Below are 24,460 nucleotides of genomic sequence, written 5' to 3'. Positions count from 1 at the left end.
GTTACCTTGTCAACACTAAATGTAAGGTTACGCCCAGCTGAACGTAAACCTCTGATTAAGAGTTGACAAGCTCCTATTCAAACGGTAAAAAAAGCGAGGTTATCTTATTGTTCACTCTTATGGCTGCAAGGTTGCTTCGTCTCCTGCCCAATCGGGCGCTCAAAACGCCCATGCTCCCTTTCGAGCCGGTGAAAGAAAAAAAAGAACTGAAGGTCGAAACATCGGTAACAACCGCGGATATCTCCTTTTATTATCCCTTGGAAGCCGAACGCGATAAGCTCCCCGTTTACATGAATCTTCACGGCGGGGCTTTTATCATGCACGACAAGGAAATGGACGATCCGTACTGCCGTTATTTGGCCAACCGGGCCGAATGCGTCGTGGTGAACGTGGAGTACGCCAAAGCGCCGGAGTATCCTTTTCCGAAGCCGATCGAACAGCTGTATGACATTTTTCGGTGGATCAAAAAAAACGCCGACGATTTGAATCTCGATGCGCGGCGGATCATGGTCGGCGGACAAAGCTCCGGCGCGAATCTGGCGGCCGCTCTTTGTTTGTATCTGGAAGAAAAAGGGGAGACGCAGCCGCTGCTTCAAGTGCTGAACTGCCCGATGCTGGATTTTGCCACTCCGCATTCGAACAAGCCGGAAACGGATATGTGGCGCGCCCGGTATCCGCAAGCCGCCCATTTTTTGAACATGTGTTACGTGCCCCAAAAAGGCCAAGCGGAAAATCCGCTTGCTTCTCCCGTTTACGCGACGGTCAGCGACCGATTGGCGCCGGCGCTTATCTTGATCGCGGGACAGGACGCGTTCAGGCCGGAAGCCGAGCGTTACGCGGAGAAATTAAAAGCAGCCGGGGTGAAGGTGGAAGCGAACGTATTCAAAGACTGCAAACATGCTTTTACCCATCTGGGCCCCAAGGAAAAATCGGAGCAAGCCTGGGCGATAGTCGCAAGGAATCTCAAGGATTACATAAAGGCAGCAGCGCACATTTCGGATCGACGGGAAGGGGAAATCAATTAAGTGAACACGACAAAGAAAAGCGTAATGGTTATCGGAGGCGGGCTCGGAGGATTGTCGGCGGCCATATCGTTGGCGCAGGCGGGATACGAGGTCTCATTGTACGAAAAAAACAATCATATCGGGGGCAAGCTGAACCGGTTGGACCAAGACGGGTTCGGTTTTGATTTGGGACCGTCCATCCTGACGATGCCCCGCGTGTTCGAACATTTGTTCAACGCCAGCGGGAAATCGATGAACGACTACGTGCGGATCGAAAAGCTGGACCATCAATGGCGTTCTTTTTTCCCGGACGGAAACGTGATCGACTTGTACGAAGACTTGAAGCAAATGGGCGAGAATAATCCTTCCTTGAGCAAAAAAGACATGCGCGAGTACGGGAAGCTGCTGGAGTATTCCAAAAAGATTTACGACATGACGGATCAGACTTATTTCAAGCACGGCGTGGATTCGACGAGAGAAATCATGAAGCATACCACCCTGCTTGGCGCGTTGAAAAATTTCGATCTGTTTTCCACCGTTCACGAAGCGATCGATAAACGGATCAGCAATAAGCAGCTGCGCGACATGCTGTCGTACTTTATCAAATACGTCGGTTCGTCGCCTTACGACGCGCCGGCCGTATTGAACATGATGATCTACATGCAGCATGATCAAGGCTTGTGGTACGTGCCCGGCGGATTGAATAAGCTGGCGGACGGTTTGGTAAAGCTTGCCGAAGAGATCGGAGTCCGTTTCCATTTTGGGATGTCGGTTACCAAACTCGAAAAAAAGAAAGACGTCATCACGGGTGCTTGGCTGGAAAACGGAACGCGGCTTACCGCGGATTATTACGTGTCGAATATGGAAGTCATTCCGGTGTACGAACGTCTGCTTGAGGAAGACAGCCGCTTCGTGGACAAATTGAAGAAAAAATTCGAACCGGCAAGTTCCGGTCTCGTGCTGCATTTGGGCGTGAAAGCAAGTTATCCGCAGCTTCGCCATCACAATTTCTTTTTTGCGAAAAACATGAAGAAGCAGATGCAGTCTATTTTCCATGACCACAAGCTGCCGAATGATCCGGTCATTTATTTGGTCAACGTCAACAAAACCGATCCTTCGCAGGCGCCGGAAGGCCATGAAAATATCAAAGTACTGCCGCATATTCCGTATATCCAGGATAACAAACCGATCAGCCGTCAGGAATACGAGCAGTTCGCCGAGCGCGTCCTGATCAAGTTGGAGAAAATGGGCTTGCACGATTTGCGAGCCAATATCGTCACCAAAGACATGTGGACGCCGGAAGATATCCGCAACACGTACGGCTCGGACCGCGGCGCCATTTACGGAACGGTATCGGACCGCAAAAAAAATAAAGGATTCAAGCATGCCAAAGAAAGCGAACTTTACAACAACCTGTATTTCGTGGGCGGAACGGTGAATCCGGGCGGCGGAATGCCTATGGTGACGCTGAGCGGTCAGCTTGTCAGCAAAAAAATCGTGCAAAAGGATGCCTCACATGCCCGACGCTGAACCTTTGACGGATGATCGAATCCTTTTTTTGAAAAGCCTGCCCGAAAAGCAGCGGAAAGAAGGATTGCCTGAAGGCAGTCCTTCTAACGAAAAGCGCAAAAAACGGCTTTTGAAGCTGAAGGCCCTGCTGACGGAGCACGAAAAAGCACTGACCGACGCTCTTTATGCGGATCTGGGCAAGCCGGCTTTCGAATCGTTTTCCTCGGAGCTTGCCGTTCTCTTGAACGAAATCGATCATGTGTGCAAACATTTGAACAGATGGAACCGATCGACAAGCTCCCGGCATCTGAAATTGGGCTATCTGGAAGTTCTCCGAAAAAAAAGGCAGCCGCACGGCAGCGTCCTGATCATCGGTTCGTGGAATTATCCGGTCCAGCTTACGTTGATGCCGGTAATCGGAGCGATCGCCGGCGGGAACTCCTGCGTCGTCAAACCGTCCGAATACGCGCCGGCAACGGCCGAACTGCTCCAAACCGTCATCAATCAAGCGTTTCCTCCCGAACAAGTGTATGTGGTAACGGGAGACGGACAGGTCGCCGGCACGCTGACCTCGGCTTCTTTCGATCTGATTTTTTTCACGGGCAGCGGGCAAACAGGGAAGCGGGTCGCCGACCAGGCCGCCAAGCGGCTGACGCCGGTTATTTTGGAACTGGGCGGCAAAAACCCGTGCATTATCGACGAAACGGGCTTTTCCGAAGCGGCCGTCAAAGACATCGTTTGGGGGAAATTTCTGAATGCGGGCCAGACGTGCATCGCGCCGGATACGCTTTTCGTGCATCAATCCGTGTACGAGCAAACGCTGAACGAAATTTCAGCCGCGCTGTCCGCTTTTTACGGCGATCAGCCTCAGGCAAGCGCGGATTACGGACGAATTTGTACCGATGCCCATTTTCAAAAAGTTGCCGGCTTTATCGGTCAGGGCACCGTACGGCACGGCGGCGATCACGATCGCGCCGACCGGTTTATCGCGCCGACCGTATTGACGGATATTCGGCCGGGAAGCCCGGTTTTGGAGGAAGAAATTTTCGGTCCGGTTCTTCCGGTCATTCCTTATGCCGATCTGGATGCATTATTGTCCGGCGGCACTCTTCAGCGCGACGCGTTGACCGGCTACCTGTTCAGTACCGATAAGCATCATATTCAACGGTTCAACGACTATATGCGGTCCTCGACGACCAGCGTCAACCAAGTGATCCATCATGCCGCCAGTCCCCATATCGCGTTCGGAGGGGTGGGACAAAGCGGCTACGGCGCTTATCACGGCAAAGCCGGTTTTCTGGCGTTCAGCTACGAAAAAACGAGCGTCCGCACGTATCATTACCTGCGTTTTTCGGGTAAATTCCCGCCTTATTCCGAACGGAACATGAAAGCTTTGAAGAAATTTAGAAAGCGGATTCTGTAAGGGAACCGGTATCGGAATCAAGCAAATCGGATTTGGAAATGAGGATTTTGCATGAGCAAAAAGGTGATTGTCATCGGAAGCGGAGTGGCGGGGCTTGCTTCTGCCATCAGGCTTCAATCCGCGGGCTACCAGGTGGAAATCTACGAAAAAGGATCGAAGCCCGGAGGCAAAATGAACCGCATCGAACTGGACGGGGGATACACATTCGATCTGGGACCGAGCATCGTGATGATGCCGGAGATCTACCGGGAAATATTCGAAGTATGCGGACGCGACCCGGACGATTATATTCCCATGCAAAAATTGGACCCGATTTATCGGGCTTATTTCAGCGATATTCCCGACCGGCCTTTCGATATTTCGTCCGACATGACCAAGCTGACCTCAACGATCGAGTCGATCAGCGAAGAAGACGCGGCGGGCTTTTTTCAATACATGCACGACATTTATCAAAAATTCATGATCGCCAAGCATCATATCCTTTCGAGGCCTTTCCGCAAAAGAAGCGATTTTTATAACCTCCCGATGCTGAAAAAAGCGTTGAAGCTGAAGCCGTACGATACCGCGGACAAATTCGTCGGCCGGTATATCAAGGATAAAAGGCTCAGACAGATGATCAGCTTTCAAACGTTGTATATCGGGATTTCCCCTCTAACCAGTCCTTCTTTTTATACGATGATTCCTATGCTTCAATTTTTATACGGCGTATGGTTTATCAAAGGCGGCATGTATACGATGGCGTTGTCGATGGAGAGACTGTTCAAAGAGCTCGGAGGCGTCGTGCATTACGGCAAAGACGTGCAGCAGATCGTCATTCGAAATCAAAAGGCGGAAGGGATCGTCGTGGACGGACAAAACGTCTTTTCCGATTTCGTCCTTTGCAACGCGGATTTCCCGTATGCGATCAAGCAGCTGGTCCAAGACAAGCCGGCCAAAGGGAAATTTACCGACGAGAAAGTGGACAGCATGCAGTATTCGTGTTCCTGTTTCCTGCTGTATCTCGGCATGGATCGAAAGTATGAAGAAACCGACCATGTGCATAACTTCATTTTCAACGAGGATCTCGACCGCAACCTGAAAGATATTTTCGACGGCAAAAAACTGACGAACGCTTCGTTTTACGTGTACATCGCTTCCAAGGCGGATGCGTCCATGGCACCTGAAGGAAAAGACGGACTGTATATCCTGATGCCTGTATCGAACGCGGCCGAATCCGATTATGAATGGAACGAGGAAACGGTTGCTTATTACCGCGGGTATATCTTGAGCGAATTGAAGAAAATCCGCGGCTTCGAAAACGTCGAAAACGAGATCGTGACCGAAACGCATATTACGCCGCTGGATTTCAAGACCAAATTCAATGCGCATAACGGAGCCGCGTTCGGCCTGCAGCCTATATTGAAGCAAAGCAACCACTACCGACCGCAAAGCAAAGCGAGCCACTGCGAAAATTTGTATTTTACCGGAAGCAGCACGCATCCCGGCGCCGGCGTCCCGATCGTGCTTCTGTCGGCCAAAATCGCCGCTCAGGAATTGATCCAGGACGATACGGGCGAACCGTTCGATTATTCGGTAAAATGAAAAAGTCGGCAAAGATACAAAATACCGCGCGCGCACGCATAGAAAGGGGGTTGATCGCATGACGACCGTGGAAATCGTCCGGCTGGTCATCGGATTCGCGGGAATGGCTATCGGCGTTTTTATGTTCTGGTCGCTGCCGGTGCCCGGTTCTTCTTCCAAGTCCAAGGCCGACCTGCCGTTTCTGTCCATCATCATTCCGGCCAGAAACGAAGAAAGCCGAATCGTGCCTTTGCTGCAATCGTTGAAGCAGCAGCGGTTCAAGTCATTCGAAATTCTGGTGGTCGACGACGATTCGTCGGACGGGACGGTCGCCGTCGCGCAAAGCTACGGCGCCAACGTGCTGCGTAACGACGGATCGGGCAAATCGTCGGCCTGCTGGTACGGCGCCGAACAGGCCCGGGGAAAATGGCTGTTATTTTTGGACGCGGATACGAAATTCGACAGCGAAGACGGCTTAAGCCGTTTGTTGGAGTTTTACCAAGGCAAGGGAGCCCGAGGCATTACGGCGCTTCAGCCTTTTCATACGGTAGAACGGTTGTATGAGCATATTTCCGTCATCTTCAACATCATTGTGGTGGTCGGGATGAACCTGTTCACGATCCGGGGCTCCAAGCTCAAAACGGCCGGTTCGTTCGGTCCGTGCATTTTATGCGACCGCGACGATTATTTTTTGTCCGGCGGACATCAAAAAATCGAAGGCGCGATCATGGACGATCTGGCGCTGGGCGAAGCGTTCCTCGAACAGGATCTTCCCGTTCGCTGCCTGGGCGGCAAAGGCATCATCTCGCTGCGCATGTATCCGGAAGGCGTAGGCAGCTTGATCGAGGGTTGGTGCAAAAGCTTCGCCGTCGGCTCCAAGTCGACGCATCCCCTTGTGATGCTCATGGTCATTTTCTGGATTACCGGCAGCTTCACGACATTGGGAGCCTTGGTGTCTTCACTTGTCGAGCAAAACCCTGCCGCCATCGCGCTCAGCGGGATCTTGTATGTGCTGTATGCCGTTCAAACCGCATGGTTTGCCGGGCGGGTCGGAAACTTCAAAAAAGTAATTTTTCTTGTCTATCCGGTATGGTTCGCGTTCTTCATCGGAATCTATCTCTATTCCTTCATCCGGGTGAACGTGTTTCACTCCGTCAGTTGGAAAGGGCGTAAAATCAAGGTCTGAATACGGGCTGATCCGATGTCCTGCGCGTCTTCGATGCCGCGAATAGGGGAGACATGAGCGGCCTGACGTAAACAAGCTTTCAAAACCTGATAAGCAATACCGGCGACGGATCCCCAAAGGGCTCCGTTTTTTTCTATATTAGACTCCATTTTACAATGAAGAAAATTTTATTTGCTTACTATTGAACGTTCTGACGAATTTTTATAAAATTAAGGCGTACATGGATAAGGGCGATGGGGCGCTTCGATCTTATGGTACAAGGGGACCCTGTAATGAGCGACAAAGAACGACTAAGAAACAAGCTGCAAGCCATTTTGATTTTGATCAAAGCGTTCATGAAAGATTCTTCGATGACGTATATTGAAGGATCGTCCGAGATCGTGGAAAGCGGCGCTTACGAATGGCTGCCTTTGACGCCCGGACAAGCGCTCGACCAGGCCGAGATTTGCAAACAGTATACGGTCATTTTGCAAGAAACGACTCATTTGAAGCTGGACGGGGAACTGCTGAAGCAGTTTAACGAAAGCGGAGAACGCGTGCTCAGTTTCTTGAGGCAGGATTCGATCGTGTGGCAAAGCACCGGTCCCGAAGTGTATGAAGAGATCGTTAGAGAACTGGATGCTCAGTTGGAACTGAGTCAAAGCATTTGAACGCATAGCCTGTCGCCGAGCGGCAGGCTTTTTGTAATAATGATCGTATCGAATCGGTTAACCGGAGGTGCAGACCAATATGATTCATGAACGCGGCGAAACTTTTTCGAACGAACAGCGCATTCAGGCCGATACGGAAACGAAACGGCTGGCTTCTTTGGTCGCTGCCCATATCCGTGAAGACGGAACGGGCGAGTCGTCGATTCCGGGCTTGTATCTGAACCGTTATTCGCGGATCGAGCCTTCCCATTATTCGTATACGATGTATTGGCCGACGGTAGGCATAGTCGCGCAGGGTAAAAAAACCGTCAAAGTCGGCGAAGAGGAAACGGAATACGGCGGTTCGAAAGTCATCGTGGTGCCCGTAGCGATTCCCGTGCGGATGCAAACGGTTCAGGCCAGCCCGACGGAGCCTTTTTTGGGCGTCGGCGTGTATCTGAATCCGCAAAAAATCGCCGCGTTGATTCCTCGCGTTTTTCCGGACGGACTGCCCAAATCGAAATCGTACCGTGCCAAATACGTGCTGGAATCGCAGCCGGAGCTGATCGCCGCGATTTCGCGCTTGGTCGCCTGTCTGGATGATCGGCAGGACGAAGGCTTATTGGCTTCGCTCGCCATGGACGAAATTTTCGTTCGCCTGCTGCGCAGCTCGATCGGCGTCCATGTGGCGGAAACGGCATTGGCGGAATCGAGCGTGCGGCGCATCGCCGAAGCGATCGCCTGGCTTCAGCAGCATTTTGCCGAACCGTTGAAAATGGCAGACTTGGCGCAGCGCGCGCATTTCAGCGAATCGTCGTTCCGGGCGCAGTTCAAATCCGTCACGTCCATGAGCCCGCTTCAGTACCAAAAAGAGCTGCGTCTTCAGGAAGCACGCCGTTTGATGCTGGCGGGCGAATACGACGCGACGACGGCCTGCCGGCTGGTCGGTTATATCAGCGACGCTCAGTTCAGCCGCGATTACCGCCGATTGTTCGGCAGCCCGCCGAGCCGCGATATCGCCAAATGGAAACAAATCGAATTATCCTCCGGTATGCAGGCGAACGCGAACGAAGCGAGCTTGTAAGATATTCGCCGCCCGTCGTTTACCGCTTCTTGAATGATTTTTCGCTTTCAACCCGCAGCTTCAGGCTTTGCGGGTTTTTCGGTTTATCCGCTGATTCGTCGGATCGGGCAAAAAACGGCGCGAAACGGTCAAAGATCGTTCGGGCGAACCTTATATACTGATCACAAGCGGAATATACGATTCGCAAAGCGGTCGGTACGAAGACTCGCCGATACGAAAAAAGCGTCAGGATCGACAAATCGAAGGAGATGGAAAAATGAAGGTGTTGGTAACGGGAGCAAACGGATTCGTAGGTTCCGCGATCGTACGGGAACTTCAAAAACGCGGGCATGAAACGGCGGGACTGGTCCGGTCGAAAGAAGCGGCCGAGCAGTTGGAAAAAGCAGGGATTCGGGCGATCCGAGGATCGATCGAACGCGAAGAACTGCTGCGAAACGCGGCGAAAGAAATGGATGCGGTCATTCATACGGCTTTTTTCCATAAGTTTTCGCAGGCCGGCTTATCCGCGAAAACGCGCATACTGCTCGGCGGAAGTCCGGGCCATATTCCGGCGCGGTTCATGAAGGAAGCGGTCGGCGCGGAGTGCCGCGCGATTCGCGCGTTGGGCGAAGGCTTGTCGCGAAAAAGCGGATCGATCGTGATCGCCCTACCCACGATGACGTTAAAAGCGGGAACGGTCGGAAAAGAAAGCGACGACGGCGATCCCGGTTCGGTCGGAGGCGGGAGGGTCGCGTCCGAACGGACGCTGCTCGAGCTTGCCGGGCGCGGCATTTCCGCTTCCCTGGTCCGTTTGCCGCCGATCGTATACGGAACGGGCGACCGGGGCGGCCTGCTGCCTTCGTTGATACGGATCGCGCGATCGAAAAACGCGGCCTCTTATATTGGCGACGGCATGAATCGTTGGGCGGCCGTGCACCGATCGGACGCGGCGAAGCTGTTTGCCCTGGCCGCCGAGCAAGGGGAAGCCGGTTCGCGGTTTCATGCGGTCGGAGAAGCCGGCATGCCGTTCAAGCAGATTGCCGAAAGCATCGGCAGGCATACCGGAACACCGGTCCGATCGCTGCAGCCGGCGCAAGCCGGAGCGTACTTCGGCTGGCTGGCGTCTTTCGCGGCGGCGGATAACCCGGTTTCTTCCGAACAAACGCGGGAACGGATGGGCTGGAAGCCCGAGGAGCGGAGCTTGAGCGAAGAAATGGAGCAGGGAGACTATTTTAAATCCTGACGTGTAAGCCTTGCCTTGACGCGTCTACGGGGTCAGCGCGCGGACGAACGTCCGAACGCTCTCCTCGATCACGGCATCCAGGGACAAGCCCGGGAAGCGGGTTCCTTCGACCAAGTCGCTGAGAAAAATCCCGTAATTCATAGAGATGAAAGAGAAGGCTTGAAGTTCGGCATTCGTTTCGATCAGTTTGCCTTCGACATTCATGCGCTTGAAATATTCCGTCAGAAAAGCCATGAGCTGACGGGGGTGTTCGGACGTGTTTTCCAGAAAACCGGGGAGATTTTCCGCTTCCTTGAGTCCGATCAAGATCATCTTGCGGTTGCGGTTCATGATCTCATGATAATTGCGGCTGATCAGCAGAAGATCCGCGTGCAGTTCTCCGACCAGTCGTTCGCTGAAGATCCGGCTCATTTCTTCCTTATAATGAAAACGGCCGAATGCCGCTTCGAGCAGATTCTGCTTGCTGCCGAAGTTGCGGAACAGCGTTTTTTCGCTTAGGCCCGCAGCCGTCGCGATTTCGAGCGTCGTGACGCTTTTATACCCTCTGCTTGCGATCAGATCAATCGCGATCCGCATCATTTTGTCGCGATTATTGTCTTTTCGATCTTCGTTCATTCCTTCACCTCATCACGGGTACGCTCCGATATCCATGCGGACCGGAGCGTCATCTGGATGATGATATACGATCCCGCATAGGTTGTCAATGATCGCTCAAGCCTTGCGCCGCGCGGCATTATCGAAGAAAATCCGATAAAAAACCGTCATTCCGACCGTCAAAAACGCAAGCGTGATCAGGATATTGCTGTGCAGCAGCCCTGCGCCGGCGGGCGGAATCGGGTTCAGCCGAACGGCGGTGTTTCCCAGATCCAGCACCTTGCCGGTCACGGCCGTAACGGCGGCCATCGCGATGAAGTTGGACATGGACAACAAGCCCATTCCCGTGCCGACCTGTTCCGGAGCCAGTGCCCGGGACACGGTGTTCGATAACGTAATTTGCATATAGGATTGACCGAGCACGCCGAAGATCAGGAAGACGGCAATCCAGATCGGCGAGAATCCCACCGCGGACGACAAGCAGAGAAAGCCTGCGATCAGCAGCGTTGAAGCGACGTAGAGCAAAGCCGCATTCCCTTTTTCATCCGCAAGCTTGCCGCCCCGGCGTCCGAGAAATGCGGTAATAAGCGCCGACGGAAGCATCGCGGCTCCGATCATCACGGGCGAGAACGCGTACACGCCGGCCAGAAGCTGAGGCGCGATGAAGGGGATGCCGGAGCTGATCGCCATCATGAAAAAGGCAAGCAGCAGGCTGGACGAATACGCGCGGTTCCGGAAGATCGCCGGCGCGATAAAAGGTTCGGCGGCGGAGCGGATACGCCAAACGAACAACACCAACAGCACGGTCCCGATTCCGACGTATCCAATTTGCAGATTGCTTAACGCCAGCAGCATGGACGCCACGGTTCCCGCAAGCAGCAAGCCGCCGAGCAGGTCGATCTTTTTGCCGGAACCTTTCGCATCGTCCAGATATTTGCGGTAAAAAGGGAGCGTCAGCAGCGACAATACCGGAATCGCGAACAGCACCTGCCAACTCCATGCGCTGGTGACGAATCCGGCCGTGATCGGTCCGATCGCCGAACCGAGCGAGATGCCGACGGCCATGGTGCCTAAAGCCCGGCCTCTTTTGTCGGGCGCGAAATAGCGAACCGGAATGATCATGGCAACCGCAGGAATGACGGAAGCGCCGACGGCCTGCAGAATACGCGCGACGATAATCATCCCGTACGAACCCGCGACCAGCCCGATCAACGACCCGAAGACCAGGAAACAAAGCCCTGACGTCAGCAAATTTTTCAGGCTGTATTTCTCGGAAAGTTTGCCGAACGTCACGGTTCCGATCGCATACACGATCAGATATCCGGTGACGATCCAACTGACCTGCGAAGGAGAGAGCGCGAACTCCCGGCTGATGACGGGGAGCGCGACGTTAAACATCGTTCCGTTCATCACGGATAAAATCAAAGTGAACACGAGAATGCGCATGAGCGCATTCCCGTTTTTCGGAAGGGCGGAGGGAGCGGTAGACATGGATGTTCCTCAATTCTTTATCGAGTGTAATGACTGTCAGTACTTACTGTCATTCGGTATGATCATAGTCGATTGGGACGGGAACTGTCAATCTGAAATCAAAAGCGAGCAGCAGGCAAAAAAAGTTCTATGCCCGTCTGCTCGTCCGAAATTGCTCCGGCGTCATTTTTTCCGCTTTTCGAAAACATTGAATAAAATAACTGCTTTGCGAAAAGCCCGAGGCAAGCGCGATGTCCTTCACCGTCAGGTCGGTGGACATCAGAAGCTGCTTGGCGCGCAGTACCCGGGCTTCCAACAAATAGACGCTTGCCGTCCGGCCCATCAGCTGATGGAACTTGCGGCTGAAGTACGGAGTACTGTAACCGCTGGAAGCGGCGATCTCGGCGATCGAGAGTTCTGGGTCCGTGCATTGGCCGCGAATCCGGTCGGCCGCGGCATGAATGCCGGGGATAGACGGATCGCGGGGCAATGCCAGCGGCGAAGCTTCGTGCACCAGATTTACCAGCAGCTCGTACAAGAGCGCGGAAGTTTCGGCTTCTTTTCCGAAATCGGAGGCCCGTCCGAGCGTAAGCAATCTTTCCATGCATGCATGCACGCGCGTCTCGTCCGGCAGTCCGAACATCCATACCTCGCCCAGTCCGCGATTGCCGAGCAGCCGATCCGCGACCGCGCACGAAAAGTGAATCCAACGAATATCCCACGGTTCCGCGAAATCCGAAGCGTAACGCTGCGCGGTGCCCGGTCCGTATAAAAATCCGCTGCCCGCGCCGAGTTGGAACGCGCGTCCGCCGAAAGTCACGGTTCCTTTTCCGCTGCGCACGATATGCAGGTTGTACAGCCTATCCAGCTGAAGATCGCCGCTTCGGGCCGGGCGGTCGACGGCATGCGCCGGATGATCGCCATAGCCTCCGATAAAATCCGGATAACACAGCAAATGCGTCAAAGAAGGCGCAGGGAAAAAATATGCTCCTGCATGAAATAATCTCCCGTCATGAGAAATGATTGATATGTAGCCGATTAATTGTATCATCAAAACAAGATGAAGCAGAAGGAATAATCGCAAAAAATTGATAGATGCGCAAGAAACCGTTATATCGAGTTTCCCGGGATCCGTTTACAATCAAAAGTACGGAGGACCGTTTTCGGTCCGGAAGAACAGAAGAATTCCCGTACGCGGAAAAAACGGAGGACTCGCATGATGGCGAAATCGATCAAGCTTCACACGCTGCAATTAGGCGTCTGTTATTACCCGGAACATTGGTCCGAAGAACTATGGAAAGAGGATTTCGAACGGATGCGGGAGATGAACATTTCCGCGATTCGGATCGGGGAATTCGCTTGGGCGTTATTCGAACCCGAAGAGGGCGTGTTTGAATTCGAACTGTTCGATCGGGCATTGAATGCCGCGCATCGTTACAGCCTTCAAGTGATTATGGGAACGCCTACCGCGACGCCGCCGGCTTGGTTGACGCATAATTACCCGGAAGTATTGAATGCTGCCGCGGACGGTACCTTGTATCGGCACGGAATGAGGCGCCATTACAACTATAACAGTCCGAAATATCGGGAATTCTGCGCAATCATTACCCGGGAAATGGCCGAGCACTTCAAGGATCATCCGGCAATCATCGGTTGGCAGCTCGACAATGAATTCAACTGCGAGACGAATGTCTTCTATGCTGAAGCCGATCATGTCGCGTTCCGCGAATGGGCAAAGCGCAAATACGGTACATTGGATGCGCTCAACAGAGCTTGGGGAACCGTCGTTTGGAGCCAAACTTATACGGAGTGGGAGCAGATTCATTTGCCGCGCCCCACGGTTGCCGATTCGCCGAACCCGCATCTGGCCCTGGACGAAAAGCGATTTATTTCGGACAGCGTGATCGAATTCGCTCGTATTCAGGCCGATATTTTGCGTGAAGTCGCGCCGAACCATTGGATCACGACCAACGGTTTGTTCGGTCATTTGGATAGCCATGCGCTGACTGACGAGCTGCTGGACTTCTTCTCGTATGACTCGTATCCGCAGTTTTCGACCATTTTCCCGAGTGCTGACGAAAATTCGCTGTTGGATCGAAAATGGAGTCTGAATCTGAGCGCCACGCGCGATATCTCGCCGAATTTTTGCATCATGGAGCAGCAGGCGGGGCCGGGCGGTTGGGTGAATAGGATCGATATGCCTTCGCCGCGTCCGGGACAGATGCGGCTCTGGACGTACCAGTCGGTACTGCACGGTGCGGATCTGGTACTGTATTTCCGCTGGCGCACGGCAACGGTCGGTACGGAAATCTATTGGCACGGACTGAACGATTACCACAATCGGCCCAACCGGAGAGTTCACGAAGCGGAACAGGTGGGACGGGAGTTTGCGAAGATCGGGGATATGATCGCGGGCACGACGTACAAAGCGAACATCGCGATTCTTCGCGATTACGACAATGAATGGGATGGGGAGTTCGATGTCTGGCACGGACCGTTGACCGCGCGCAGCACCAACGCCTGGTTTAAAAGACTTCAGTATCGGCATATTCCGGTCGATTATGTCTCCTTGTCTGCAATCGGCGCGGATGTGGCCAAGCTGCTGCGTTATCAAGTGCTGGTGTATCCGCATGCGGCTATTTTGAGCGAAGAAACGGCAGCGCTGCTGAAGACTTACGTTGAACGCGGCGGCAAGCTGATTTTCGGTGCACGGACCGGTTATAAGAACATCCACGGACATTGCCGGATGCAGCCGTTCCCGGGACCCGTTGCGGAGCTGTGCGGAATCACGGTAGAAGACTTTACGCTGATTAAGGGAACGGTAAAAGCGCCGGCACTGCGTTGGACAACTTCGACCGGCGCATCGCAGGAGGCGTTTGCCGAAGCTTTCAACGATATTTTACAGGTGGAAGATCCTACGGTCGAAGTATTGGCCGAATATGCAAGCGATTATTACGCAGGCCGCCCGGCATTGACGAGACGCAAGCACGGATCGGGCGAAGCCTGGTATTACGGAGCGGCATTCAGCGACCAAGCGGTCGATAACCTTTTGAATTTGCTTGCATTGAGTTCGCCGATTTCCGCATGGCTGCAAGCGCCCCAGCAAGTAGAGGTCGGCATTCGCGAAGCGGATGACGGATCGGAACACGTCTTCCTGCTGAATTACGGAGCCGATTCCGCGCTTATCGGAGTAAAAGAAGATTATACGGATCTGCTCGGCGCTTCGATCGCGGAAGGATCATTGGAACTGCCGGCATACGGCGTAGCGATTTTGGTGAAAAGTTCGGCTTCCGATTAACGGATACACGGATACAAAAAGACCCTTCTTCGGCTATTGAACGGAGAAGAGTCTTTTTCATGTTTGAATGATTGGTCAGAGGACTTTTTATCGATACCCATCAGCATCACGTACGTGATCAACAAGTTGGAGAAGCAGCAGTTGGTCGAGCTGTTGAAAAAAGTGGGGTTGAACGCTCCGAGGTTGGACGCTTAGGCTTCGAATAGAGCATCGCCGGGAACCGGAAATGTCCGCTGGAGACATTTCCGGTTTTTTGGCGCGTCTGCGGATTCTTGAATCATTGTTCTGGTATTCGTACGCCTGCTAAGATAAAATTAAGTATTTCGATCCATCTTTTGTTACAGCAGCCGTAAATTAAGGTACTTTGAGATAAGAGGGAAAGCGAAAGGGTAGATGATCAGTCATGGACGAATCGGAGAAAAAAGGACAATCGCCGCAAAGGCATCACGAAGACGTTTCCGGCTTCACGGAAAAGCAGCAATCGGAATCTTCCGTGCATGATGCCAAAATCGCCGTTTTTTCGCTGCTTGCGGAAGAACAAAACATTTACCGTTCGCTGTACACCTACAGTACCGATGCCGTTTTTTTGCTGGATGCCGAAGGCAATATCATGGATATTAATCCAAGCGGCGAAAAAATGAGCGGATACAACCGGGAAGAGCTTCGGTATTCGGATTTCAATCGCTTTCTGCTTCCCGCGGACGTACCGAAATCCAAAGATAGCTTCCAAGCTGTTTTTTCGGAAAAACGTACGGAAACGCTGGAATTCTCGTTCCGTTCGAAAACGGGCGGGTTGGTCACGGTCAACGCGACCATCGTTCCGATTTTGAAAAACGGCGAAGTCGTGGCCTTGCTCGGCATTTCCCGGGATATCACGGAGCAGGAGCAGTCGGTCCGCATATTGGATGCCCAAAACAAGGTGCTCGAAATGATCGCCAAATCGACTCCGTTGGAAGAAACGCTCGACAATCTGCTGCGCATGGCGGAATATCAGACCGGAGCAAAATGCTCGATCCACCGTTACGACAAAAAAAGCCGCACGCTGTCCAACCTCGCCGCGCCGAGCCTGCCGGACGATTACATGCAAGCGATCGAAGGCATGAAGATCGGCGAACTCGGCGGTTCCTGCGGCGCGTCCGTTTCGCGGAAAGAAATCGTGATCGTGGAGGATATCGGGCGCAGCGAACTGTGGGAACAATATCGGGACATCGCGCTTCGAAACGGGCTGCGCGCGGGGTGGTCGCTTCCGCTGATCGACGGGGAAGGCGAGATTCTCGGCACGTTCGCCATGTATTACGAAGTCAAGCGGCTGCCGACGGAAAAAGAGATGGAGCTGATTCGCAAAACCGGGTATTTGGCCCGTTTGGCGATCGAACAGGACCGTTCCGCGTCGCTGATCTACCGGATGGCGTATCATGACAGCCTGACGGGTTTGCCGAACCGGCGCTCTTTTCAGGAAAAGCTCAGTCGTTCGATCGCCGAAGCTTTGCGAAGCGGCGACAAATTATCGATTCTGTACGTGGATCTGGATCGGTTCAAAACGGTCAACGATTCACTGGGGCACGGCGCGGGAGACGCGCTGCTCGCGCAAATCGCCGCCCGTTTGAAAAGTTCGCTGGACGGCGAGGCCTTCATCGCGCGTCACGGCGGCGACGAGTTCGCGATTTTGACGGAAGATTGGCGGGCGTCGGAAGCCGGAGCGACGGCTCAACGGATTCTTGACGCGTTCGCCGAACCGTTCGAAGTCGGCGGTTATGAATTGTTCGTGACGCCGAGCGTCGGGATCAGCATCTATCCGGAACATGGCAATAATGCGGCAGCGCTGCTGCAGCATGCGGATGCCGCCATGTATAAAGCGAAAGAAGCCGGCAAAGACACCTATGCCGTGTACGAAGCGGAAGACGAGATGAAGATCGGAGCCAGAATCCTGTTGGAGAACGACCTGCGCAAATCATTGGAAAAAAACGAACTGCATCTGTTCTATCAGCCGCAAATTTCGCTGTTCCCGGAGCAGCGAATCGGAGCCGAGGCGCTGCTGCGCTGGCATCGGGGCAACAGCGAATGGGTATCGCCGGTCGATTTCATCCCGTTGGCCGAAGAAACGGGCTTGATCATTCCGATCGGGGAGTGGGTGCTTCGAACGGCTTGCAGGCAGGGCAAGCGCTGGATCGACGAAGGGTACGAACCTTTTATCATGGCGATCAATTTGTCCCCGAGACAATTCAGGCAGCGCAACCTGGTCGAGCTGATCCGTACCATTTTGGACGATACCGGCTATCCGCCGGAATTTCTGGAGCTGGAAATCACGGAAGGGTTGACGCTGGACGTGGAGTCCGCTTCGGAGAAAATGAAACAGCTTCGCGATTTGGGCGTCCATATTTCGATCGATGATTTCGGGACCGGCTACAGCTCGTTGAATTACTTGAAAAGGCTGCCGATCAGCCGATTGAAAGTGGACCGCTCGTTCGTGCGCGATATCGAGACCGATCTGGGAGACCGCGACATCGTCAAAGCCATTATCTCGATGGCGCATAATCTCAAAATCACCGTGATCGCGGAAGGCGTGGAAAACGAGGAGCAGCTCTCTTTCCTCAAAGAAAACGGCTGCGACGAAGTGCAAGGTTACCTGTTCGGACGCCCCGTCCCCGCCGACGAGTTTAGGCAGGGCATGGACGTACAGAATGCGCCGAAGCAATAAAATCAGCGCCGAATGAAATATGTTCTTTTTATGCATTTGATCGTTGTGCGAAGCGGCAAAGCCCGTTACCGCGCAAACGAATCGTCGCGCGAAGGATTGATCGAAATGCTGCTGCAAATGAAGGCGCGCAGCGCAGTTTGGCCGAGCTGGTTCGTATCCTTTCGGATAAAACGGAATACCCGTCTCTGAAAGTCAAAGCCGCTTCTTGATACATATAGAAGCGGCTTTTCCGATGTTTACGTTTCGTGAAATAATGGCGGATGGTTTCGGGACGGATTCATCGCTTTTTTGCTGCGTACGCGTACGCCTTCGAACTTCAAGTTGTCCATGTCGGCATTTTCTTTTCTGCGCAAATACCGTTCGAAAAAAGCAAGATGATACGATGACAGAACGTCGCGCAGCAGCGTCTTGTCGCGTTTGCCGAGCAATTTCAGCAGCTTGAGCTGCGGCGCGTAGAAAATCATATCGGTAAAGTCCATATGCTGCGTGCTTTCGACGATGATGAGATACGCGTCGTTCGAATTCGCCAGAAAGTTAGGCCGCGCCAGCAGGTCCATCAGTTCGCTGCCCAAAATCATGAACGGCTTTTGCAAATCCCGATCCCAATAGTCGCCGTAAGTGGGCGCGTCGATATTGACTCCGCAAGCAAACCGCGCATCGTCGAGACAGACTTGGCTGGCGGTGCAACCTCCATAGGAATGTCCGGTAATGCCGAAGCCGAGTTCCAAATCCAATTTGCCTGCGAAAGGGGAGCCCGACGATTGTTCGTTCAGCTTCTCCAGCATATCGGCGATAAACATATTGTCATCGGCCCAAATTCGGATATGGTTCCATACTTTCGTGGATTTGAAATTTTCGAAAAAATTTGCGGCGGCAGGCCGTATTTCTTCATCGCTGTAGCTTCGCTTTTTCATGGTTTTGAACGTCGGTTGATTGCGGGCCATCGTGTGCTTGAATTCATTGCCGATGGCTTCGTCCGCCATCACGATCCGGCCGTCGGGATATCGGATCGCGCCGGCTTCGTACGGGTGGCCGACAGAAACGACGATATATCCTCGACTGGCCAAATCGCAGCACAGAACGACGTTTTGCATCATATGGCCGGAGTATCCGTGATTGAAAAAGACGACCGGATACCGTTCTTGATTTTCGGAGATAGGCAGATCGCGGTACGCGGGAATAGGCATGAATCGGTTATTGGCGGATACGATTCCTTTGCTTGCCTTTTTGAACGATTCCGCTTCTTCTTTGAAAGAATACAGCGACGGTTCGCGGTTTTGCGCGTCGTCGGACGGATAGAAAATCAGAATAGGAACTTCCCTGAATTCGTCAGGCGCGAAGTCGAAAAGGCCTTGGCGCGCCGGATCGGTAAAAGACATTTCGTTCAAGCCGACGATATATTCGCCCGGCGGTTCGGGAAATTGTTTATTTTTACGCAGCATTGCGATTCCTCCGTTTGCATGATTATGTGTCAATTCTATATAAACACAAAATTTCCGATTCAGAGGGTTGAATTCAAAAAAGGTTGCGGGAGATGACGATTGAAAGCGAGCGAAGTAAGGGTGCTGCTGGCAATCCGAAAAGAAGGAACGCAGGAGCGCCAGGCGACCGTGACCCAAATGATCAATAATTTGATTCCAAACGGTTATGTGTCGCGCGTCAAGCTTTCCGGCGACCAGCGGATATCGCTGTTGACGCTTACGCAGCGGGGCGAAGAGTGCGCGGACGAAGCGAACAGGAAGTACACGGCGCTGTTTCAAGGCATGATCGATCATTTGGGCGAAAAAGACAGCGAGCATCTGATCACACTGCTGGGGCAAGTGTTCGAGTACTTGGAAGATCATGATTTGGAGTAAAATTCATCATTTATAGTCGAATGATTAACAACGCAAAAAGCCTCTTATAAAGAGCATAAGAGGCTTTTACGAAATCAAAGGGTTTTTTGCTTAAGAAACTTTGTCCGATTCCGCGTCGCTCCCCGGAACCGTCTCCAGCAGTTCGTCCCCGGCCTGTACCTCGCCTTGCTGCAGCGGCAGTACGTCGGCATAATCGAACGTATTGGTCACGATTACCGGCGTAACGGTCGGATACCCCGCAGCGCGGATCTTCTCGATATCGAATTCCAGCAGCAATTGTCCGGCTTTGACGCGGTCGCCTTCCTGGATATGCGAAGTGAAGTGTTCGCCGTCCAGCTTGACCGTATCGACGCCGACATGGACCAGAATTTCCGCGCCTGTGTCGGATACGACAGCCAGCGCATGTTTCTTTTTAAACGCAACGGTTACGGTACCGTCGAACGGAGCCACGACGCGACCGACGCTTGGCTCGATCGCAACGCCTTTGCCCATTGCTTCAGCGGCGAAGGCCGGGTCCGGTACATCAGCCAAGGCTACAACTGTTCCGCTCAGCGGGCTAAGAGCCGTCTCGCCGACGCTGCCTGCTGCGCTTGCCGTTGCTGGAGCGCTGTTCGAAGCTGGTGTCGTGATGCTTTTGCCTGTAGAAGAAGCATCGGATTTAACTTTTTCTCCTTCGCCTTCTTCGACCGGGTCTTTGAAGCCGAGGATGTAAGTCAGCGTCGCCGAGATGACGAACGAAGCCACGATACCGATGATCAGAGCCGGGAAGCCTTGACCGCCGGGGCCGTAAAAGATCGGCAGGGTCAGCAGGCCGGGTGCGCCGGAAGCGAAAGCCTGCGTACCGCCTTGACCGATGATCGCGCCGCCGACCGCGCCGCCGATGATGCCTGCGATAAACGGACGTTTAAGCGGCAAGGTTACGCCGTAGACGGCAGGTTCGGTGATGCCGAATACCGCCGATAAGGTAGCGGAGCCGGCCAGCGTTTTGAGTTTTTTGTTTTTCGTTTTCAACATAACGCCGAATGCGGCACCGGTTTGGGCGAAGATGGAAGCGGTAGCGGCCGGCTTGATGCCGTCGCGTCCGTAAACGGCGATGTTGTTGATGAACACCGGAACCAGACCCCAGTGAACGCCGAAGATGACGAGCAGCTGCCAGCCTGCGCCGAGAATGGCGCCGGCGATCAGCGGGCTGAACGAGAAGGCGGCGAGCAGGGCGTCCGCGATGCCGTTGCCGACGTATACGCCGAACGGACCGAAGACCAGCAGGGTCAGAGGAACCATGACCGCGAGCGAGATCATCGGAGTCAGGAAGTTTTTCACGCTCTCATGGATGACGCGGTTGAAGAATTTCTCCAGCTTGCTCATCGCGATAACGGCCAGGATGATCGGAATGACCGTCGAGGAGTAGCTCATCATGACGACCGGAATGCCGAAGAACGTCACGTCGGTTTCGGCGCCGTTGAGCGCGGTGACCGAAGGAAGCAGCAGCGCCCCGGCGACGGTCATCGCGGTGAAGATGTTGCCTCCGAATTTGCGCGCCGTCGTGACGGCGAGCAGGACGGGCAGGAAGTAGAACAAGCTGTCGGCCGCGCCGAACAAGATAATGTAAGTCGAGCTGGTTTTAGGCAGCCAACCGAAGTTGTCGGCGATCAGCAGCAAACCTTTCAGGATACCGGCACCGGCCATAACGCCGAGCAGCGGAGCGAAGATGCTGGAGATGACGTCGATCACCGCGCCGAAGCCTTTTTTGCCGGCCGAAGCTTTGTCTTTCGAGCTTTCGCCGTCTTTCGATTCGTTCAGAATTCCGGAAACTTCGCCGATCGCGGCATAGACTTCCGGAACTTTGTTGCCGATGACGACCTGGAACTGCCCGCCGCTTTCTTTGACCGTAATAATGCCGTCCGTTTTTTCCAGTGCGGCTTTGTCCGCTTTGGCATTGTCCTTCAGCGTAAAGCGGAGCCGGGTTGCGCAGTGGACCAGGGAAACGACGTTGCTTTCGCCGCCGACGCCCTGCACGATTTCGCGCGCCAATTTTTCTTGACTCATGAGTTGCACCTCCAAATATTTTCTGAACATGAACATTTTGGGTGATTTTGACAAACAAAAAACCTAAGCCTCGAAAAAGAGCAGAAAGAAAAAATCCGCTATTTTTCGCGACTTAGGTTTTGCCTGCATCACCAGTAACAATCCCGATCGATGATATTCGGTTTGGATGTGTTTAGGATATAACGCTTTCAACTGCTTGTCAACGCATACATTGCGATTCTTTTTATTTTTTCGCGAAAATCGTTCGGCTGATGCTGAAGTTAACGATTCACGACACGCTCCAGATGCACGGTCAGATACAGCATTTCCTCGTTCGTCAGCTCGTGATTATATTCTTTTAACACGAAATTGCGGATTTTTTCCGTGCAGCGGGCGGCTTCGGGATGCTTTTCCTTAATTGCGTCATAAAGATGATCGTAGTTGTTTTCGTAATGCGTGCCTTTGAACACCCGCTGCGCGAAAAACTTCAGATGGGTGATAAAGCGGAAGTAGCTCAGCGACTCCTCGTCGAATTCCGTTTTGAAATGGTATTTGACGATGTTGATGATCTGCTGCATGAATTTGGTAATGTTCATCGTCGTCGAGACATCCTCGTTCATCTCGGCATTGACGATATGGATCGCGATGAACGCGGCCTCGTCTTCGGGAAGCTCCAGCCCCATTTTGACGCGGATTTGCTCCAGCATTCTAAGACCGATGCCGAACTCGTCCTTATAAAGCTGCTTCACCTCCCACAGCAGGGCATTCTTGATCTCGATGCCTTCGTTATGCCGCTCGATGGCGAAGTTCACGTGGTCGGTCAGCGACACGTACAAATTTTCGTTCAGCTTTCGGCCGAGCGTTTGTTTGGCATGACCGATGATTTCTTCGACGATGACAATGAGTTCGATCGGTACTTCGCGCAGCAGCATTTTGAAGTTGTCGGAGGTCTGTTTGTTTTTGAGCGCGAAGACTTTTTGGACATTGCGTTCGTCTACCGGGTCGCCCGGCTTTTTCTTGAACGCGATGCCCCGGCCCATGACGACCAGTTCGGTGCCGTCCGCCTGATAGACGCTGACGACGTTATTATTGATGACCTTGGCTATTTTCACGGTGCTTCCCCTTTCCACGCAAAAAAACCAAGGCACGACAAATCGGCAAGACTCGCAATTACGCTCGGCGTCTCGATCTGCTGCGACTTGGGTTTTGCCTGCGTTTGCAGTAACAATCCCGTTTGGACTTATCAAGTTATCATCTAGTGTAGCGGGAGGTTGTAAGGCTGTCAACGCTTTCAGTGAAGTTGATGTCAGGAATAGCGGGAAAAAGGCCCGATTCCTTGACGGAACCGAGCCGGGTTGCCTCATCGCATCGAAGTTTGAAAAAAGCCCGAATAAAGGAGTTTAGCCTTCCAGATCGGTTCCGTCGCTTGCGATCACGGTTTTGTACCAGTTGAAGCTTTTCTTTTTGGAGCGTTCCAGCGTGCCTTCGCCCGCATTGTCGCGGTCGACGTAGATATAGCCGTAGCGTTTGCGCATTTCGCCGGAAGAAGCGCTGACGATATCGATCGGGCCCCAGCAGGTGTAGCCGAGAATGTTGACGCCGTCTTGAATCGCTTCGCCCATCGCGGCGATATGGCGTTTGAGGTAGTCGATCCGGTAATCGTCGTTGATGGAGCCGTCTTCTTGCGGCTCGTCATGCGCGCCGAAGCCGTTTTCCACGACGAACAAAGGTTTTTGGTAACGGTCGTGCAGTTGGTTGGCCGTGATGCGCATGCCGAGCGGATCGACCGTCCAGCCCCATTCGGATTTCGCGAGATAAGGGTTGGCAACCGAACCGAACACGTTGCCGCTGGTCATGTTTTTGTTGATTTCGGGGTCGGTGCTCGTCGTGCGGCTGGAGTAGTAGCTGAAGCCGATGTAGTCGACGGTGTTGTTTTTCAAAATCTCGGCGTCGCCGTCTTCCATCACGATATCAAGGTTATGATCGCGGAAGAAACGCTTCGCGTAACCCGGATATTCGCCGCGCGATTGCACGTCGATGAAGAAGTACGATTCGCGGTCTTTTTCCATCCCTTGATACACGTCTTCCGGGTTGCAGGTGAACGGATAGAAGCTGCCCGCCGCCAACATGCAGCCGATGATCGCGTCCGGCGCGATCTCATGGCAGGCTTTAACCGCCAAAGCGCTCGCGACGAGCTGGTGGTGAGCCGCTTGGTATTTGATCTGCTCCACGTTGTCGCCTTTTTTGAAAACGAGACCCGCTCCGAGGAACGGCAGATGCAGCAGCATGTTGATCTCGTTGAACGTCATCCAGTATTTAACCTTATTTTTGTAACGCTCAAGGACCGTTTTCGCATACGTCTCGAACAATCCGACCAGCTTTCGGTGACGCCAGCTTCCGTATTTTTCGACCAGGTGTACCGGAACGTCGAAGTGGGCAAGGGTGACGACGGGTTCAATGCCGTTTTTGATCAACTCGTCGAACAGATTATCGTAAAATTGCAGACCTTCCTCGTTCGGCGTTGCTTCTTCGCCCGTCGGGAAGATCCGTGCCCAAGCGATCGAGACGCGCAGCGACTTGAAGCCCATTTCGGCAAACAACGCGATGTCTTCCTTATAGCGGTGATAGAAATCGATCGCTTCGTGCGACGGATAAAATTCGCCTTCGATCGGAGTCAGCGAAGGAACGTCGCCTTTCATGATGGCACGACGCTTGTCGCCGGTCGGCAGCAGATCGACGACGCTCAGTCCTTTGCCCCCTTCGAGATAAGCCCCTTCAGCCTGGTTCGCCGCAATCGCGCCGCCCCACAGAAAATCTTTTGGGAATGCATAGTTAGTCATGTTATTTCTCCTCCCGGTTAATCGATATAAAGCGAATGCATCCTTGTTCGGACAAATAAAAA

General features: G+C 53.3%; 19 protein-coding genes. 12 read left to right on the top strand and 7 right to left on the bottom strand.

Annotated features, from left to right (window positions below; all coding sequences use genetic code 11):
• The first annotated feature begins 170 nt into the window (after positions 1-170).
• The 8 genes from HRQ63_RS09475 (at position 171) to HRQ63_RS09440 (ending at position 9,617) form a co-directional block, all read left to right on the top strand.
• Complete coding sequence (locus HRQ63_RS09475) at positions 171-1,025, top strand: alpha/beta hydrolase (protein WP_268239448.1); 855 nt, start codon at positions 171-173, stop codon at positions 1,023-1,025.
• Entirely contained in the window at positions 1,026-2,534 is a 1,509-nt protein-coding gene (locus tag HRQ63_RS09470) for a phytoene desaturase family protein (protein WP_172242373.1), read from the top strand.
• Entirely contained in the window at positions 2,521-3,936 is a 1,416-nt protein-coding gene (locus HRQ63_RS09465; RefSeq protein ID WP_172242370.1) for an aldehyde dehydrogenase family protein, read from the top strand. Before HRQ63_RS09470 ends, HRQ63_RS09465 begins: the two co-directional genes overlap by 14 nt.
• A 51-nt stretch (positions 3,937-3,987) precedes the next feature.
• Positions 3,988-5,517 carry a phytoene desaturase family protein gene (locus tag HRQ63_RS09460; RefSeq protein ID WP_172242367.1) on the top strand — a complete coding sequence of 510 codons (1,530 nt, stop codon included), beginning with the start codon at positions 3,988-3,990 and terminating at the stop codon, positions 5,515-5,517.
• A gap of 58 nt (positions 5,518-5,575) precedes the next feature.
• Complete coding sequence (locus HRQ63_RS09455; RefSeq protein ID WP_172242364.1) at positions 5,576-6,682, top strand: glycosyltransferase family 2 protein; 1,107 nt, start codon at positions 5,576-5,578, stop codon at positions 6,680-6,682.
• Between the two features lie 272 nt (positions 6,683-6,954).
• Complete coding sequence (locus tag HRQ63_RS09450) at positions 6,955-7,332, top strand: hypothetical protein (protein ID WP_172242361.1); 378 nt, start codon at positions 6,955-6,957, stop codon at positions 7,330-7,332.
• Between the two features lie 79 nt (positions 7,333-7,411).
• A complete protein-coding gene (locus HRQ63_RS09445) occupies positions 7,412-8,395 on the top strand; it encodes an AraC family transcriptional regulator (protein WP_172242358.1) in 984 nt (327 codons plus the stop codon).
• Positions 8,396-8,651: 256 nt separating this feature from the next.
• A complete protein-coding gene (locus tag HRQ63_RS09440) occupies positions 8,652-9,617 on the top strand; it encodes an SDR family oxidoreductase (RefSeq protein WP_172242355.1) in 966 nt (321 codons plus the stop codon).
• 24 nt (positions 9,618-9,641) lie between these two features.
• Here HRQ63_RS09440 and HRQ63_RS09435 read toward each other — a convergent pair whose 3' ends face one another.
• The 3 genes from HRQ63_RS09435 to HRQ63_RS09425 form a co-directional block, all read right to left on the bottom strand.
• Positions 9,642-10,232, bottom strand: coding sequence for a TetR/AcrR family transcriptional regulator (locus tag HRQ63_RS09435; RefSeq protein ID WP_172242352.1), 591 nt, complete (start codon positions 10,230-10,232; stop codon positions 9,642-9,644).
• Positions 10,233-10,328: 96 nt separating this feature from the next.
• Positions 10,329-11,702 carry an MFS transporter gene (locus HRQ63_RS09430; RefSeq protein ID WP_172242349.1) on the bottom strand — a complete coding sequence of 458 codons (1,374 nt, stop codon included), beginning with the start codon at positions 11,700-11,702 and terminating at the stop codon, positions 10,329-10,331.
• A gap of 127 nt (positions 11,703-11,829) precedes the next feature.
• Positions 11,830-12,645, bottom strand: a complete 816-nt coding sequence (locus tag HRQ63_RS09425) for a helix-turn-helix transcriptional regulator (RefSeq protein ID WP_229714118.1) — start codon at positions 12,643-12,645, stop codon at positions 11,830-11,832.
• Between the two features lie 255 nt (positions 12,646-12,900).
• On the opposite strand from HRQ63_RS09425, the gene HRQ63_RS09420 reads away from it, so the two are divergent.
• From HRQ63_RS09420 to HRQ63_RS09415, 3 genes are all read left to right on the top strand, one after another.
• Positions 12,901-14,979 carry a beta-galactosidase gene (locus HRQ63_RS09420; RefSeq protein WP_172243441.1) on the top strand — a complete coding sequence of 693 codons (2,079 nt, stop codon included), beginning with the start codon at positions 12,901-12,903 and terminating at the stop codon, positions 14,977-14,979.
• A 63-nt stretch (positions 14,980-15,042) separates the two neighbouring features.
• On the top strand, positions 15,043-15,174 hold the full coding sequence (locus tag HRQ63_RS26165) for a hypothetical protein (RefSeq protein ID WP_268239447.1): 132 nt from the start codon (positions 15,043-15,045) through the stop codon (positions 15,172-15,174).
• A gap of 208 nt (positions 15,175-15,382) precedes the next feature.
• On the top strand, positions 15,383-17,677 hold the full coding sequence (locus HRQ63_RS09415) for a sensor domain-containing protein (RefSeq protein ID WP_172242346.1): 2,295 nt from the start codon (positions 15,383-15,385) through the stop codon (positions 17,675-17,677).
• 236 nt (positions 17,678-17,913) lie between these two features.
• On the opposite strand, the gene HRQ63_RS09410 is transcribed toward HRQ63_RS09415, so the two are convergent.
• Positions 17,914-19,119, bottom strand: a complete 1,206-nt coding sequence (locus tag HRQ63_RS09410; protein ID WP_172242343.1) for an alpha/beta hydrolase family protein — start codon at positions 19,117-19,119, stop codon at positions 17,914-17,916.
• Positions 19,120-19,218: 99 nt separating this feature from the next.
• Here HRQ63_RS09410 and HRQ63_RS09405 point away from each other — a divergent pair, with 99 nt between their 5' ends.
• Positions 19,219-19,533, top strand: coding sequence for a MarR family winged helix-turn-helix transcriptional regulator (locus tag HRQ63_RS09405; protein ID WP_172242340.1), 315 nt, complete (start codon positions 19,219-19,221; stop codon positions 19,531-19,533).
• Positions 19,534-19,623: 90 nt separating this feature from the next.
• On the opposite strand, the gene HRQ63_RS09400 is transcribed toward HRQ63_RS09405, so the two are convergent.
• The 3 genes from HRQ63_RS09400 to HRQ63_RS09390 all read right to left on the bottom strand — a co-directional run bounded on the left by HRQ63_RS09400 (position 19,624) and on the right by HRQ63_RS09390 (position 24,398).
• Complete coding sequence (locus HRQ63_RS09400) at positions 19,624-21,579, bottom strand: beta-glucoside-specific PTS transporter subunit IIABC (protein WP_172242337.1); 1,956 nt, start codon at positions 21,577-21,579, stop codon at positions 19,624-19,626.
• A 260-nt stretch (positions 21,580-21,839) separates the two neighbouring features.
• A complete protein-coding gene (gene licT / locus HRQ63_RS09395) occupies positions 21,840-22,670 on the bottom strand; it encodes a BglG family transcription antiterminator LicT (protein WP_172242334.1) in 831 nt (276 codons plus the stop codon).
• Between the two features lie 288 nt (positions 22,671-22,958).
• A complete protein-coding gene (locus HRQ63_RS09390; RefSeq protein ID WP_172242331.1) occupies positions 22,959-24,398 on the bottom strand; it encodes a 6-phospho-beta-glucosidase in 1,440 nt (479 codons plus the stop codon).
• Positions 24,399-24,460 lie beyond the last annotated feature (62 nt).

It is taken from the genome of Saccharibacillus endophyticus (assembly GCF_013185185.1).
Lineage (GTDB): Bacteria > Bacillota > Bacilli > Paenibacillales > Paenibacillaceae > Saccharibacillus > Saccharibacillus endophyticus.
The sequence above is the reverse complement of the archived record's forward strand: the minus strand, read 5'-3'. Positions and strand labels throughout refer to the sequence as shown.